9 protein-coding genes are annotated in these 15,493 nt (G+C 65.4%); 3 read left to right on the forward strand and 6 right to left on the reverse strand.

Going from position 1 to position 15,493, the window contains the following annotated elements; translation table 11 throughout:
- Positions 1–70: 70 nt before the first annotated feature.
- On the reverse strand, positions 71–3,436 hold the full coding sequence (locus V9L17_RS17770) for an Rne/Rng family ribonuclease (RefSeq protein ID WP_337352326.1): 3,366 nt from the start codon (positions 3,434–3,436) through the stop codon (positions 71–73).
- Between the two features lie 505 nt (positions 3,437–3,941).
- Here V9L17_RS17770 and V9L17_RS17775 point away from each other — a divergent pair.
- A complete protein-coding gene (locus V9L17_RS17775; RefSeq protein ID WP_337352327.1) occupies positions 3,942–4,622 on the forward strand; it encodes a vitamin K epoxide reductase family protein in 681 nt (226 codons plus the stop codon).
- 98 nt (positions 4,623–4,720) lie between these two features.
- Here the strand turns inward: V9L17_RS17775 and ndk are convergent, their stop codons facing one another.
- From ndk to ileS, 4 genes are read right to left on the reverse strand one after another with little or no spacing between them, the layout of a single operon-like run.
- Positions 4,721–5,140 carry a nucleoside-diphosphate kinase gene (gene ndk / locus V9L17_RS17780; protein WP_267275371.1) on the reverse strand — a complete coding sequence of 140 codons (420 nt, stop codon included), beginning with the start codon at positions 5,138–5,140 and terminating at the stop codon, positions 4,721–4,723.
- 37 nt (positions 5,141–5,177) lie between these two features.
- Positions 5,178–5,615: a DUF4233 domain-containing protein gene (locus V9L17_RS17785; protein ID WP_337348206.1), complete on the reverse strand. Its 438-nt coding sequence runs from the start codon at positions 5,613–5,615 to the stop codon at positions 5,178–5,180.
- Positions 5,616–5,618: 3 nt separating this feature from the next.
- Positions 5,619–6,977, reverse strand: coding sequence for a bifunctional folylpolyglutamate synthase/dihydrofolate synthase (locus V9L17_RS17790; RefSeq protein WP_337352328.1), 1,359 nt, complete (start codon positions 6,975–6,977; stop codon positions 5,619–5,621).
- Between the two features lie 3 nt (positions 6,978–6,980).
- The gene (gene ileS / locus V9L17_RS17795; RefSeq protein ID WP_337352329.1) at positions 6,981–10,304 is read right to left on the reverse strand and encodes an isoleucine--tRNA ligase; all 3,324 of its coding nucleotides are present in this window, start codon (positions 10,302–10,304) and stop codon (positions 6,981–6,983) included.
- Between the two features lie 357 nt (positions 10,305–10,661).
- On the opposite strand from ileS, the gene V9L17_RS17800 reads away from it, so the two are divergent.
- Positions 10,662–11,738, forward strand: coding sequence for an endonuclease/exonuclease/phosphatase family protein (locus V9L17_RS17800; RefSeq protein WP_337352330.1), 1,077 nt, complete (start codon positions 10,662–10,664; stop codon positions 11,736–11,738).
- Here V9L17_RS17800 and V9L17_RS17805 read toward each other — a convergent pair whose 3' ends face one another.
- Positions 11,739–12,512: an SDR family oxidoreductase gene (locus V9L17_RS17805; RefSeq protein WP_337352331.1), complete on the reverse strand. Its 774-nt coding sequence runs from the start codon at positions 12,510–12,512 to the stop codon at positions 11,739–11,741. It abuts the gene before it with no gap.
- 82 nt (positions 12,513–12,594) lie between these two features.
- On the opposite strand from V9L17_RS17805, the gene valS reads away from it, so the two are divergent.
- Positions 12,595–15,213, forward strand: coding sequence for a valine--tRNA ligase (valS, locus tag V9L17_RS17810; protein WP_337352332.1), 2,619 nt, complete (start codon positions 12,595–12,597; stop codon positions 15,211–15,213).
- Positions 15,214–15,493 lie beyond the last annotated feature (280 nt).

The following is a 15,493-nucleotide window of genomic DNA, read 5'->3' on the forward strand; positions in this document are numbered from 1 at the left end:
GCGCGATGCCCGGACGCGCCCCTGCGAAGGGTCGTGTCCGGGCATCCTGGCTGATGTCCTTTGCGGAGGATCAGAGCTCGGAAGCAGGTACTCCTACCCCGAGGATGATTGGCGCCTCTGCCTGTTTCTTGTCGCCTGCGGCGGTTGTGGCCGGCTCAGGCGCCTTGGCCGCGTGGGAGTGGCCGCCGGCTGCTGCGTGCGTTGCCTCGTGGTGTTCTACCGAGGTTGCGTTTGCCGCGCCCTGGGCCCGGCTGGCGCTGCGGTTGCGGCGGGGCCTGCGGGTACGGGACTGCTCAGCGGTGTGGTCTGAGTAATCCTTCTCCTCTACCGCAGCACGCGGCACGTCGGTGCTTGGCTGCGGGGCAGCCTGCGCAGGCTCCGGAGCGGCAACGGGGGGCTCGCCGAGGTGCGCGAAGGCTTCCGCGAGCCTGTCGAGCGTCAGGGCCGGCTGCTGCGGCTGGTCTGCCGCGTGCTCCACGAACGGCAGCGCCACCTGTTCCCCGCCGAAAGTGAGCACGGCAGCAGGACGTCCGGACGCGTCGGCGTCATGCTGACGGGCTGTTGCCGGTGCCTGGCCTGTTGGTGCCTGGCCTGTTACTGCCGGGGCGCCGTGGGCCTGCTCCGTCGTCGTCCGTGCTGCCGCTGCAGGGCTTCCGGCCGCCGCGGCTCCAGCAGCGTGGGCTACCTCGTCGTCGTGCAGGTGCGCTGCGTGCGCCGCCGCGGCGATGTTGGCCAGGGCCAGCCTGGTGGCCTCAGCCTTGGCGTGCCGCTCGGCGTCGCTGGGATCCGGGTGGACCGTGTGGATCTGGACCGGTGCGGACGGTGCCGCCTCCAAGGGAACGCCTCCGCGTCCACGGCGCCGCTTGCGGTCGCCACGTGCGCCGGGCTGGCTGTCGGCCCGCTGGCTTTCCGGGCGCTGGTCGGGCCGCGGGGTGTCCGTGCGGTGAGTGTCCGTACGCTGCACGTGGTGCTCGGCAGCCACCGTGTTGGCGCGACGGTGCTCCACGGGATCGTCGTGGGTGACCACGCCGCGGCCGGCACAGGTTTCGCACTGCTCGCCGAAGACTTCCAGCAGCCCGGTGCCCATGCGCTTGCGCGTCATCTGAACGAGCCCCAGCGACGTTACTTCTGCCACCTGGTGCTTGGTGCGGTCGCGGCCCAGGCATTCCACCATGCGGCGCAGGACGAGGTCGCGGTTGGATTCCAGGACCATGTCGATGAAGTCGATGACGATAATGCCGCCGATGTCGCGGAGCCGCAACTGGCGTACAACTTCTTCGGCAGCTTCGAGGTTGTTCTTGGTGACCGTTTCCTCGAGGTTGCCGCCGCTGCCGGTGAACTTGCCGGTGTTGACGTCCACCACGGTCATGGCTTCGGTTCGGTCGATGACCAGCGAACCGCCAGAGGGCAGGAAGACCTTGCGTTCGAGTGCCTTATGGATCTGCTCGTCGATCCGCCAGGCCGCGAAGATGTCCTGGTCCTTGGTCCACTTTTCCAGGCGGCCCACCAGATCGGGGGCCACGTACGTGACGTAGGCCTCGATGGTGTCCCAGGCCTCCTCACCGGAGACGATCAGCTTGGAGAAGTCCTCGTTGAAGACGTCCCGAACCACCTTGATGGTGAGGTCCGGTTCGCCGTAGAGAAGTTCCGGGGCAAGGATCTTCGTGGACGTGGACTGGCTTTCAATGCCCTCCCACTGGGCGCGCAGACGGTTGATGTCGTGCGTGAGCTCCTCTTCCGAGGCGCCTTCTGCGGCCGTGCGGACGATGACGCCGGCATGCTCCGGCAGGCGGTCCTTGAGGATGCGCTTGAGCCGGTTGCGTTCGACGTCGGGCAGCTTACGTGAGATTCCCGTCATGGAGCCGCCGGGTACGTAGACCAGGTAGCGGCCGGGGAGGGAGATCTGGCTGGTCAGGCGCGCGCCCTTGTGACCCACGGGGTCCTTGGTGACCTGGACCAGGACGGTGTCGCCGGACTTCAGGGCGTTCTCGATCCGGCGCTGCTTGCCTTCGAGGTTGACGGCTTCCCAGTTCACCTCACCGGCGTACAGGACGGCGTTGCGGCCGCGGCCGATATCAACGAACGCCGCTTCCATTGATGGCAGGACGTTCTGCACCTTGCCGAGGTAGACGTTCCCGATCAGGGAGTCCTGCTGCGTCTTGGAGACAAAGTGCTCGGCCAGGACGCCGTCTTCGAGGACTGCGATCTGGATTCTGTCGTCGCGTTGCCGGACGATCATCTGGCGGTCCACGGATTCGCGGCGGGCCAGGAACTCTGCTTCGGTGATGACGGTGCGGCGGCGGCCAGTATCGCGGGATTCACGGCGGCGCTGCTTCTTGGCTTCCAGCCTGGTGGAGCCCTTGACGGACGTCACGCGGTTGTTGACGGGCGCTTCGGTCACGGCGCGGGGAGCGCGGACGCGGGTCACTGTGTTGGGCGGATCGTCATCCCCGCCACCGGTCAGTTCCAGGTCCTGGTCACCGCGGCGGCGCCGACGACGACGGCGGGAGGTTACGCCCTCGTCTGGCTGGCCCGCTGATTCCTCGTCAGCTTCCTCTGTTTCATTGTCGCTGCCCTCGCTGTCGCCCTCGAGGTCGCGGTCGCCTGCGCGGCTGCGCCCGCGGCGACCACGGCTGCGCCGCCTGCGACGGCCGTTGGCGTCGTCATCTTCGGTGAGTTCGGCGTCGTCCTCTTCCGCTTCCTCCGCCGCCGCGGCGGGTGCCGGGGCGGGACGGACCACGGTGCTCAGGTCCGGTGCCTGGAACAGGACGGAGGTTGCCGACCCGGGCTCCAGGAAAAGGGAGCCGAACGGGCTGGCCGGTGCTGGCTGTGCGGGTTCTGCGGCTTCAGCGTCAGGCGCGGTGGTTTCGGAAGCTGCGGGTGCCGGCGTTTCCACCGTTGCCGCTTCCGGCACCTGGGTTTCCTCCACTGCGGCCTCAGGCTCGGGAGCCTTCGACGCCGGGGTTTCCACTACGGGAGTTTCAACAGCTGCTGCAGCAGCCGCAGGCGCCGCCTCGGTCCCGGGGACGGCTGCGACGTCAGGAGCCGACGTCTTGCGGGTTGCGACGCGGCGGCGACGGACCGGCTTTGCCTCCGGCTCTGCTTCGGGGGCGGCAACGGCGGACGCGGCTTCGTCGGCGTGGCCGGAGCCTGCCTCAGCGACCGTTTCGGGGGCCGCTGCCTCGGCTGCGAACGCAGGCAGTGGCTCGGCGGCCTCGACCTTTTTGCGCGCACGGGTGCGGCGGACCGGCGGAGCCGCCTCAAGCGCAGGTTCTTCAGCGCCAGGCGTCGCGGAGGCATCCGCTGCGGTCACTTCCGGGGTGGCTTCCGGCTTTGGCGCGGCCTTCCGCCGGGTCCTCGTGGCCTTCTTCGGCGCGTCCGGAGCCTCGGCTACCGCTTCATCGTTGTTAACGGCAAATACTTGTTCATTTTCCATATGTGGCAACACTCCTGCCCCTGACGTACCGCCACATCCGGCACCCATTGGGGCACATATTTGTCAAAACCCGCAGGCATTGACAGAAGTCAAGTGGATACTCCCAGGTTCGCACCGGCAGTGGGGTGCGGCAGCCCGTGGGAGCCGGCAGCAGCATTCTGAAACCCGTTGTTCTACATGCCACAACCAGGTGCCGACCAATGGAATGGCGGGAAGACGGATCAGAGAATCCGAAGCCTGCCAGCTCATCATTGGCGGTCTTGGGAACAAAGCCACCGGACCGGAGTCCGAATGTGGGTCGGCCTCCAGCCAAGTTCATTCTCTCACACGCCGACTAAAAGACGGGGGAAGCAAGATCGGCCGATCATTGCGAGCCTGCCTGCCTGCTGGGCGGACAGCCCGGAGCCGAGGGCGCTGACGGGCAGAAAGCTAAGCTGGGCGCCGGATTCAGGCTCCGGCGTTACAATCGGGGCAAAGAGCACCCGATGAAAAGGACGCCTGAACCATGCCAAGCATTTCGCCCGTCAGCGGCGCCGAAACCGGCAGCCCGGCCTCCGCGCGCCCGGCGACGGCCCCGGAGACTCAGGGGACAGTTCCTCCGATGACGCGCAACCGGCCACTTGGCTGGCTGATGGTGGCCACCGGAATCATCGGCTGGCTCGCCTCGGGAACGCTCGTCCTCGAGAAGCTCGAAGTACTCAAGGACCCGAACCACACCACCGTCTGCGACGTTAACCCATGGATTTCCTGCGGGCAGGTGATGCAGACCTGGCAGAGTTCCGTCTTCGGATTCCCCAACATGTTCATCGGCATTGTGGCGTTCGCGGTGATCATCACCACCGGCATGGCGCTGCTGTCCGGCGCTACGTTTGCCCGGTGGTACTGGGCAGGCCTTCAGGCCGGAGTGACCCTGGGCTTCGCTTTCGTAGTGTGGCTCTGGTCCCAGGCCCTGTACGAGATCCACATCCTGTGCCCCTTCTGCATGATTGTCTGGGCTGCCATGATCCCGCTGTTCGTCTGGGTGACGGTCAGGAACGTCACCCACGGAGTCCTCCCCCTTCCCTCAGGGGTGGCGCGGGTGCTGGGCGACTCGGGCTGGATCATCACGGCGCTGCTCTACGTAGCTGTTATCGCAACCATCTTCTTCGCCTTCATCCAGGTGTTCGCGGGCACGTCAGGCTTCTGACGCCTGCCGCAGACCCACCGAAGTGACACTTAAGGCCAATGTCCGCGCCGGACATTGGCCTTAAGTGTCACCTCGATGAGGCGTGTGGGTACAGGACGTTAGTCCTGGAACCAGATCTTGATTTCGCGCTCAGCTGAGTCCACGGAATCCGAGCCGTGCACCAGGTTCTGCTGGACCTTCAGGCCCCAGTCCCGGCCGAAATCGCCGCGGATGGTGCCCGGGGCGGCCGTGGTGGGGTCCGTGGTGCCGGCCAGGGACCGGAAGCCTTCGATGACGCGGTGACCTTCGAAGATCGCTGCCACAACCGGGCCGCTAAGCATGAATTCCACGAGGGGTTCGTAGAAGGGCTTGCCAACGTGCTCTTCGTAGTGCTGTTCCAGGAGTTCCCTGCTGGCATCAACCTTCTTCAGCTCGGCAAGGGTGTAACCCTTGGCCTCGATGCGGCTCAGGATGGCGCCGCTGAGGTTGCGTGCCACGCCGTCGGGCTTGATCAAAACGAGGGTGCGCTCAATGCTCACGGTTGCTCCAATGCGTTGGTGGGGTTTCGGGTCAATTCTACGAGGCTTCCGGGTGCGCGGCGTTCCACTCTGCCTGCTCGCGTTCGCGCTGGGCGGCCTCGGAGTCGATCCGGATGCCGGTCCTGATCCCGTACCACCAGGCAAGGCCGAACAGCCCGCCCACCAGGAACATCAGGGGCTCCACGAGGCCGGTCAGGATGAGTACGATTTGCAGGATCCAGCCGAGCGCCACGCCCCAAGGTTTGGACAGCACAGCGCAGGCAAGGATCATGATGACGCTCAGGCCAATGCCGACTCCGAGGATCAGCGCCGGGGGCAGTTCCCCGCGCTTGAGGCCGAAGACCGCGAGCGTGGCAAAGAACGCCACAAAGGCCTCCAGCAGCAGAACAGTGGAGGCGAACATCACCTTGGTGGAACGGCGCTTCTTGGGCATCCCCGGGCGCCATTCCCGCTGGGCCCTGGTCAGTTTGGCCACGAGCTACACCTCCGTCTTTCCCAGGAGGATCCGGGCTTCGGCCACCAGTGTGATGGAACCGGTTACGAGAACTCCGCCAGCGAGGTCATCGTTGGACTCCGCGCGTTCAACTGCCCATTCCAGGGCGTTATCCAGTTTCTCCTCGATGTGGATGTTGTCCTCCCCGAAGCCCAGCTCCACAGCCAGTTCGGCGAGTTCGGCAGCTGGTACTGCACGGGGCGAGTTGGACTGCGTGAAGCAGTATTCCTCAGCGAGGCCTGCCAGGGAGTCCTTGAGCTGGCGCAGGATTTCTTCCGCGTCCTTTTCCTTCAGCACCCCGACCACCGGAACGAGCTTGCTGAAGCTGAAGGCCTCCTGGATGGCTTCGGAGGAGACTCGGATGCCGTCGGGGTTGTGCGCTGCGTCAACGATGATGGTGGGTGCGGTCCGGACAACCTCCAGCCGTCCCGGCGAGGTGACGGATGCGAAGGCTTCCTGGAGCACGTCGGCGTCGAGTTCCTTTTCGCCGCCGAAGAATGCCTCCAGCGCGGCCACCGCAACGGCAGCGTTCTGGGCCTGGTGGGCCCCGTGCAAGGGGACCATCAGTTCCGGATAACGTCCGGCGATCCCCTGGATGCTGACGATTTGGCCGCCGACGGCCACGGTCCGGGATTCGACCCCGAATTCCACGCCTTCAAAGCGGAACGGAACGGACACTTCCCGGGCCTTTTCCAGCAGCACCTGGGCGGCGTCAACCGGCTGCGCCGCGCTGACCAGGTACCCGCCCGGTTTGATGATGCCGGCTTTCTCGTAGGCGATGTCCTCCGTCGTGTCGCCCAGCAGGTCCGTGTGGTCCAGGGAGATGGGTGTGACCACGGAGACCTGTCCGTCGCCTACGTTGGTGGCGTCCGTGACGCCGCCGAGGCCTACTTCAATGACGGCAACGTTCACCGGCTGGTCGGCGAAGACCGCGAAGCCGAGGATGGTGAGGCACTCGAAGTAGGTGAGCCGGGGCTCCCCCGCAGTGGTGAGTTCGTCGTCGACGATCTGCAGGTAGGGGCGGATCTCATCCCAGATGCGGACAAACGTCTCATCCGACACCGGGGCGCCATCGATACTGATCCGCTCAGTGACCTTGGATAGGTGCGGGCTTGTGTAGCGGCCCGTGCTCAGTCCATGGGCGCGCAGTCCTGCCTCGATCATCCGTGCCGTGGAGGTCTTGCCGTTGGTGCCGGTCACGTGGATGATCGGGTACGCCTTGTTGGGCTCCCCCAACACGTCCATGGCGCGGAACAGCGGCGCCAGCCGTGGTTCCATCTTGTTTTCGGGGGCACGCCCCAGGAGCTCGGCGTAGACGCTTTCCACGGAAAATTCGTCGGTCATGTCCTAGGCCTCGATCTTTTCGACGGTGATCTGCAGCTCGGTGCCGTCTCCGTTGGAGAACAAGCCAAGCTCCAGGGTCAGGGTTTCGGTGACTACAAGGTTTTCGTGGGCTTTCACCGCGTCCACAACATCCATCGTGGCGGTGACGTTTGTCCGGATGCGGTCACTGACGTTCAGCCCGGCATCCTTGCGCGCCTGCTGGATGGCACGGACCATGTCGCGGGCCGTGCCCTCGGCCTCGAGCTCGGGGGTAACCTCGGTGTTGAGAACCACAAATCCGCCACCTGGCAGAACGGCCGCCGCGCGCGAGCCGGCGCCCGCCGCCGCTTCTGCCACCACGGTTTCCAGGGCGTATTCCTGCGGTTCCAGTTCCAGGCCGCCGGCAGTAACCACGCCGGCGTCGGAAACGGACCAGTCGCCGGACTTCGAGCCCTTGATGGCCTGCTGGACGTTTTTGCCCAGGCGCGGGCCCGCGGCCCGGGCGTTGACGACGAGCTTCTGCTCGATCCCGAACTCCTCCGGGGAGGCGCTATCGGCATCGAGCAGGCGGACCGAGCGGATGTTCAGTTCGTCCGCGACGACGGCGGCGAAGCCTTCCAGCGCATCCGCGCCGGGTGCCACCACTGTCAGTTCCTGCAGTGGCAGCCGGACGCGAAGGTTTGCGGCCTTGCGCAGCGAGGAGCCGGTGGAGCAGATCTGCTGGACACGGTCCATCGCTTCGACCAGCGTTGCGTTGGATGGGAACAGGTCAGCATCCGGCCAGTCGGCCAGGTGTACGGAACGGCCGCCCGTCAGGCCGCGCCAGATCTCCTCGGAGACCAGCGGCAGCAGCGACGCCGCCACCCGGGAGACGGTTTCCAGCGCGGTGTACAGCGCATCGAAGGCGTCAACGCTCTCGTCGAAGAAGCGCTGGCGGCTTCGGCGGACATACCAGTTGGTGAGCATGTCAAGGTAGCTGCGGAGTTCATCGCAGGCGCCGGAGATGTCGTAGCTGTCCAGCTGGGTGGTCATGTTGCGGACCAGGTCGCCGGTGTTGGCCAGCAGGTATTGGTCCAGGGTGTCCGCGTAGCCGTCGTACCGCAGCTTCGCTTCGTAGCCCTTGCCCCCTGCAGCGGCGTTTGTGTACAGCGTGAAGAAGCTGTACACATTCCACAGCGGCAGGATGACCTGGCGGACGCCGTCGCGGATGCCCTGCTCGGTGACCACCAGGTTGCCGCCGCGAAGGATGGGGCTGGACATCAGGAACCAGCGCATGGCGTCGGAGCCGTCGCGGTCCAGGACCTCTGAGACGTCCGGGTAGTTGCGCAGGCTCTTGGACATCTTCTGACCGTCCGAGCCCAGCACGATGCCGTGGCTGATGACGTTCCGGAAGGCCGGACGGTCAAACAACGCCGTTGAGAGGATGTGCAGCATGTAGAACCAGCCGCGCGTCTGGCCGATGTACTCCACGATGAAATCTGCGGGGTTGTGGGTGTCGAACCAGGCTTCGTTCTGGAAGGGGTAGTGCACCTGGCCGTATGGCATGGAGCCGGAGTCGAACCAGACGTCCAGGACGTCTTCGACGCGGCGCATCACGGACTGTCCCTCTTCGGGGGTCCGGGGGTCGTCGGGGTTCGGGCGGGTGAGTTCGTCGATGAATGGGCGGTGCAGGTCAACCTGGCCATCCGCATTCACCGGCAGGCGGCCAAAGTCGGCTTCGATCTCGGCCAGGGAACCGTAAACGTCCGTCCGCGGGAATTCGGGGTCGCTGGACTGCCACACGGGGATGGGGCTGCCCCAGTACCGGTTGCGGCTGATGGACCAGTCGCGGGCGTTTTCCAGCCATTTGCCGAACTGGCCGTCCTTGACGTTGCCGGGGATCCAGTTGATCTCCTGGTTCAGTTCGGACATCCGGTCCTTGAATTTGGTGACCTCGACGTACCAGGACGACACTGCACGGTAGATCAGAGGGTTCCGGCAGCGCCAGCAGTGAGGGTAGCTGTGTTCATAGCTGGCCTGCCGGACCAGGCGGCCCTGGGCGCGGAGCACCTGCGTGATGGGCTTATTGGCCTCGAAGACCTGGAGGCCCGCGATGTCATGCAGGTCGCCGTGCTTGAACAGTGGCAGGAATTTGGCGCCCTCGTCCACGGACAGCACCACGGGGATGCCGGCCTCTTCACAGACCTTCTGGTCATCCTCGCCATAGGCCGGTGCCTGGTGGACGATGCCCGTGCCGTCCGTGGTGGTGACATAGTCGGCCACCAGGATGCGCCAGGCGTTCTGGGTGCCGAATTTTTCGGTGTCGCTGAAGTCGTTCCACAGCGGCTGGTACTGCAGGCCCTCCAGCTCTGCCCCGGTGTGGGTGGACGTGACCGCGGCCTCGGCGGCCTCAACATCCTCGTAGCCAAGGTCCTTGGCGTAGGTGGCCAGCAGGTCCGCGGCCAGGAGGAAGCTTCCCGTGACGGGCGCCTCCGGCGAGGCGGCCTTGATGCCGTTGGGTCCGGCGGGCAGTACGGCGTAGGTGATGGAAGGCCCGACGGCGAGCGCCAGGTTGGTGGGCAGGGTCCACGGGGTGGTGGTCCAGGCAAGCGCCTGCACGCCGGCCAGCTGCCGGGAAAGGGCGGACTCCCCTGCCGTGATGGGGAACGTCACGGTGACAGTCTGGTCCTGGCGGTTCTTGTAGACGTCGTCGTCCATGCGCAGTTCATGGTTGGACAGCGGGGTTTCGTCTTTCCAGCAGTACGGCAGCACACGGTACCCGTTATACGTCAGGCCCTTTTCGTGCAGTTGCTTGAAGGCCCACAGGACCGACTCCATGTACTCGACGTTGAGGGTCTTGTAGTCGTTGTCAAAGTCCACCCAGCGGGCCTGCCGCGTGACGTAGCTCTGCCATTCATCGGCGTACTTCATGACCGACGCCCGGCAGGCGTCGTTGAACTTGTCGATGCCCATGGCCTCGATCTGGGTCTTGTCAGTCATGCCGAGCTGCTTCATCGCTTCCAGCTCAGCAGGCAAACCATGGGTGTCCCAGCCGAAGCGGCGTTCCACGCGGCGGCCGCGCTGGGTTTGATATCGCCCCACCAGGTCCTTCGCGTAGCCGGTCAGGAGGTGTCCGTAGTGCGGCAGGCCGTTGGCGAACGGCGGGCCATCATAGAAGACGAACTCGTTGCTGCCGGGTTCGCCGCCGGGGGCGTCAGCGCTTCGCTGGTCGATGCTTGCCTGGAACGTGCCGTCCTCGTCCCAGTACTTCAGGATGCGTTCTTCGATTTCCGGAAACTTCACGGAAGCGGAAACACCTGCGCCCGGTGCGGCCGAAGGGGAGGCTGAGGCTTTGGGGTAATACGTCATTCTCGACATCCTGGGTTGAGCTGGTGAACCGTCCAGCCGTTGCTGTCGGGCTCCGTTCAGGATGCGAGGACGGCTCCTGCGCAGTCCGGGGACTGCACGCTTACCGCGGTACCACCTCACTTACCGGCACTCCGTCACGCTCCTTGGAACGTGCTGTTGCGCCGGCCGCTCATTACTGCTGTGACGGGCTTACCCGTCCGGTTCTACTGACACTGGCCGCCAGGTGCCTGGCGATATGTGCGTTCTTCCGGAAGCTCACCGGTGATAGCCGGGTCATAACCGTCTTCAAGTCTACTATCGCCCGGCGGCCCACCGCCATTCCCGGTGCGGGAAGTGTTATTGCCTAGACTCAGGACCATGACTGCTTCCGCCCGCGGCTCCACCGCTGCACCTGGACAACAACCGAAGGCAGCTGCAGTTCCTGCCCAAACTATGCCGCCTGCGCCCGTTCCGGCCAGGAAAATCCTTGCCCCGGCCTGCCGCTGGCTGTCGCTCCTGGCCTCCCTGCCAGTGATGGCTATGTCGGTGGTCCGGGCGGTTCCAGGGGCATGGCCGGTCCTGGCAGTCCAGCTGGTTTCCTTTACACCGTGGCTGGCCGTGCCAGCCATGGTGGCACTGGTCCTGGCGCTGCTCGGCCGGAGCAGGTGGCTGCAGGTGTGCACTGCGGCGTTGCTGCTGTGCCAGGTGTTCTGGCTCTTTCCGTTTGATGCGGCCCGGCCGTCCGCAGCACCCGGCGCCGCAGCCACGGTGGAGCTGAAGGCCATGACCATCAATGCGGAGTATGGCCAGGCGGACGCCACCCGGATCATGGAGCTGGTAAGGGATAACGGGATAGGTCTCCTGACCGTCCAGGAGCATTCGCAGGCCCTGCAGGACCGGCTGGCGGCCGCAGGCCTGGACACCCTCCTGCCGCACCGGATCAGCGACCCCACCGATGACGCCGCGGGCGGTGCCGTCTATTCCAGCCATCCCCTCGAACAGGTGGGCCTCATCCCGGACACGCCGTTCCGGATGCCGACGGTCCGGCTAACAGCGGAGGCACGAGGATCAGTCGCGGTTCTGGAGGTAACGAATGTCCACGCGCTGCCGCCGGTGGATGTCCGGGTGGACCAGTGGCGCAGCGACCTCGCGTCCGTGGGCAGGCTGGCCGGGCGTCCTGGCAACAGGCTGCTGGTCGGTGACTTCAATGCCACATATGACCATTCCGAGTTCCGGCAGCTTCTGGGTGCAGGCCCAGGACTTGTCGATGTGGGGACAGCCTCGGGTTCCCGCCTGGTGCCCACGTGGCCTATGGAAGGGGTCTGGCTGCCCGGGATCACCCTCGACCATCTGGTGACCAGCCGGCAGGTGGGCAGTTCGGGCTACCAGGTCCACAAGGTGCCGGGTACGGACCACGCGGCCGTCCTGGCCACGCTCGCCGTACCGGCCACCTGATCAGCCTTTGCGGATGAGCTTGTAATTGGCGGCCTGCGCCACAGGGCGGATGACAATCTGGTCCAGGTTGACGTGGTGCGGCGCGCTGACGGCATACCGCACTACGTCAGCCACATCAGCCGCGGTCAGCGGCTTCTCCACGCCCTCGTATACCTTTTTGGCCGCCTCCGGATCGCCGAGCCGGTTCAGCGCGAACTCCTCCGTATAGACCAGTCCGGGGGCCACTTCAATAACGCGGACATTGTGCTCGGCCTCTTCCAGCCGGAGCGCGCCGGTCATGGCGTGTTGGGCGAACTTGGCCGCGTTGTAGCCTGCGCCGCCTTCGTAGGCCGCCAGCCCGGCCGTGGACGTGAGGTTCAGGACGGTGCCTTCACCATTGGCGCGGAGCATGGGCAGGAAGGCTCGGGTGACCTTCATGGTGCCGAGCACGTTGACCCGGTACATCCAGTCCCAGTCCTCGGTGTTGGCAGCGCCCACGAAGTCGGCTCCGCGCGCTCCGCCGGCGATGTTGATGAGCGTTCCCACGCCCCCTGCTTCGGTGACGTGGGCAAGGAGCCGGGCGACGTCGTCGTCCTCGGTGATGTCGGCGGGAACCCCGACGGCGCCCGTCTCGGCTTCGAGCGCGGCCAGCCGTTCGGCGCGACGGGCTACAGCGAAAACCGTCCACCCCTCAGCGCGCAGCGCGCGGACGGTGGCCTCGCCGATACCGGTACTCGCCCCCGTAACTACTGCTGCACTATTCTGCCTTGCCGTGGTGCGTGAATCCTCAGTCATGGCACCACCCTAACGGCCCCGGCAGGGACCATGCCCCAACCGATGTCGCAGGATTAAGTCCGGGCCATGAAACAATTGGCAGATGGCTGAAGCACATCAGGGTACAGACACGCCCTCCACCGCCCCTATCAACGTTCCGGACAAGCCCGCCCTTGAGGGGCTTGAAGCCGCCCTCACGCAGCGCTGGCTTGCCGAAGGGACCTACAAGTTCAACCCGGACACCACCCGGGAGCAGGTCTACTCGATCGACACTCCCCCGCCCACCGCGTCAGGTTCGCTGCACGTGGGGCACATGTTCTCCTTCACGCAGACCGACGTCCTGGCCCGCTACCAGCGCATGATCGGCAAGAACGTCTTCTACCCGATGGGCTGGGATGACAACGGCCTGCCCACCGAGCGCCGCGTGCAGAACTACTACGGCGTGCGCTGCGACCCGGCCATCCCCTACGACGCCGCGTACCGGCCGCCGGCCCAGCCGGCCAAGAACCAGCGCGATTTCGACGTCGTCTCGCGCCGGAACTTCATCGAGCTCTGTGAAGAGCTTGCCGTTGAGGACGAGAAGGTTTTCGAGAGCCTGTTCCAGCAACTCGGACTGTCCGTCGACTGGAAGCTCACGTATCGGACCATCGACGACGCCTCGCGCGAAGTCTCCCAGCGTGCCTTCCTCGCCAACCTCGCAGCCGGCGACGCCTACATGGCAGAGGCCCCCACGCTGTGGGACGTGACGTTCCGCACGGCCGTTGCGCAGGCCGAACTGGAAGACCGCGAAGTGGCCGGGCACTACTACCGGTACCCGTTCTTCACGGAGGACGGCGAGAAGATCTACATCGAGACCACCCGTCCCGAACTGTTGGCGGCCTGTGCGGCCCTGGTGGCAAACCCCGACGACGAACGGTACCAGCCGCTGTTCGGCAAGAAGGTCACGTCCCCGGTCTTCGGCGTTGAGGTTGAAGTCAAGGCCCACCCGCTGGCCAAAGCGGACAAGGGGTCCGGCATTGCCATGGTCTGCACCTTCGGTGACCTCACCGACGTCACCTGGTGGCGCGAGCTCCAGCTGCCCACCCGGGCCATCGTGGGCCGTGACGGACGCATCATCGGCGACACCCCGGACTGGATCAGCACCGACGCCGGCCGTACGGCGTTCGAAGCCATCGCGGGCAAGACTGTCTTCAGTGCCAAGGAAACCGTGGTGGAACTCCTGGCCGCCGAGGACCTGATCGACGGTGAGCCGAAGAAGATCATGCACCCCGTGAACTTCTACGAAAAGGGCGACAAGCCGCTCGAAGTGGTCACGTCCCGCCAGTGGTACTACCGCAACGGGGGCCGCGAAGAGGACCGCCGCGAACGCCTCATCGCCCGCGGCCACGAGATCGACTTCCACCCTGCCTTTATGCGGTCGCGCTTCGAGAACTGGATCTCGGGCCTGAACGGCGACTGGCTGGTTTCCCGCCAGCGTTTCTTCGGCGTTCCCATCCCCGTCTGGTACCCGCTCGACGCCGACGGCAACCCGCAGTACGACACCCCGATCGTGCCCTCGGATGAGCAACTGCCGGTTGACCCCGCGGCAGATGCAGCACCGGGCTACGACGAGGCCCAGCGCGATCTCCCAGGCGGCTTTACCGGTGACGCCGACATCCTGGACACTTGGGCCACGTCCTCTCTGACGCCCCAGATCGTCGGCGGCTGGAGCCGGGACGAGGACCTTTTCGCCAAGGTCTTCCCGTTTGACCTGCGCCCCCAGGGCCATGACATCATCCGCACGTGGCTCTTCTCCTCGGTGGTCCAGGCGGACTCGCTGCAGAACACCGCGCCGTGGAAGCATGCCGCCATCTCGGGCTGGATCCTGGATCCGGACCGGAAGAAGATGTCCAAGTCCAAGGGCAACGTGGTGGTTCCCACCGACGTGCTCGACGAGTTCGGCTCCGACGCCGTCCGCTACTGGGCCACATCGGCCAAACTCGGCGCTGACACAGCGTACGAGATTGCCCAGATGAAGATCGGCCGCCGCCTGGCGATCAAGCTCCTGAATGCCTCCAAGTTCGTCCTGAACCTGGGCGCCACGGAGAATTCGGTGGTGTCCGGGGACCTCTCCGTGCTCACGAATCCGCTGGACCGTGCTGTCCTGGCACAGCTGGCCGACGTCGTGCGGCAGTCCACCAAGGCGTTCGAGAATTACGACTACGCCAGGGCACTGCAGATCACCGAGAGCTTCTTCTGGCAGTTCACGGACGACTACGTCGAACTCATCAAGGACCGCTCGTACGGCGCGGCCGGCGAAGAGGAGCAGGCTTCGGTCCTTGCCGCCCTCGCCACGAGCCTGGACACCCTGCTGCGTCTTTTTGCCCCGTTCCTCCCCTTCGCCACCGAAGAGGTCTGGGGCTGGTGGCGCAACGGGTCAGTGCACCGTGCCGAATGGCCCACGGCCATAGAGGTCGACGGCGACACCACCCTGCTCGCCACCGTGGGCATTGCCCTCAGTGGTGTCCGCAAGGCAAAGTCTGAGGCCAAGGTGAAGCAGCGGACCGAGGTCCTCTCTGCCACCATCACTGCCTCCGAGTCGCTGACCACCCAGCTCAAGGCCGGCCTGGCGGACCTGAAGGCGGCGTCGAACGCCCGCGAACTGACGCTGGTAGCCGGAGAAGGCGAACTGACGGTCAGCGACGTCATCCTGGCTGCGCCGGAGGAACCCGCACAGGGCTGACCGGATCCGGGCCTGTTTCAAACAGGCCCGGATCCCGACGGCCTGTTTTTGGGCAAAGGGGAAGCCCCATCAGCGTTTTGCCGTTGGTGGGGCTTCGACTTTTCGGCCATCTGGTGACGTCTTTGATGGTCTGGCAGGATCCGCTGATCTTCAGGTCTTCCTACCTCGTCACTGGTAGCTTGTACCTGGCTTTGCCGAAGGCTGCGTCAGATACATATCACTGAATCTTTGGTTCCTGCGTCCCTCTTCTTTCGAAGTGGGTAAAAACCATTCTGGTCCC

Source organism: Pseudarthrobacter sp. CCNWLW207, from assembly GCF_037203945.1.
In the GTDB taxonomy this organism is placed as follows: domain Bacteria; phylum Actinomycetota; class Actinomycetes; order Actinomycetales; family Micrococcaceae; genus Arthrobacter.

What these genes read in the sequence shown, in the direction of transcription:
- V9L17_RS17770 (WP_337352326.1), bottom strand. Translation starts at nt 3,436, where the DNA reads ATGGAAAATGAACAAGTATTTGCCGTTAACAACGATGAAGCGGTAGCC.
- V9L17_RS17775 (WP_337352327.1), top strand. Translation starts at nt 3,942, where the DNA reads ATGCCAAGCATTTCGCCCGTCAGCGGCGCCGAAACCGGCAGCCCGGCC.
- V9L17_RS17790 (WP_337352328.1), bottom strand. Translation starts at nt 6,977, where the DNA reads ATGACCGACGAATTTTCCGTGGAAAGCGTCTACGCCGAGCTCCTGGGG.
- ileS (WP_337352329.1), bottom strand. Translation starts at nt 10,304, where the DNA reads ATGACGTATTACCCCAAAGCCTCAGCCTCCCCTTCGGCCGCACCGGGC.
- V9L17_RS17800 (WP_337352330.1), top strand. Translation starts at nt 10,662, where the DNA reads ATGACTGCTTCCGCCCGCGGCTCCACCGCTGCACCTGGACAACAACCG.
- V9L17_RS17805 (WP_337352331.1), bottom strand. Translation starts at nt 12,512, where the DNA reads ATGACTGAGGATTCACGCACCACGGCAAGGCAGAATAGTGCAGCAGTA.
- valS (WP_337352332.1), top strand. Translation starts at nt 12,595, where the DNA reads ATGGCTGAAGCACATCAGGGTACAGACACGCCCTCCACCGCCCCTATC.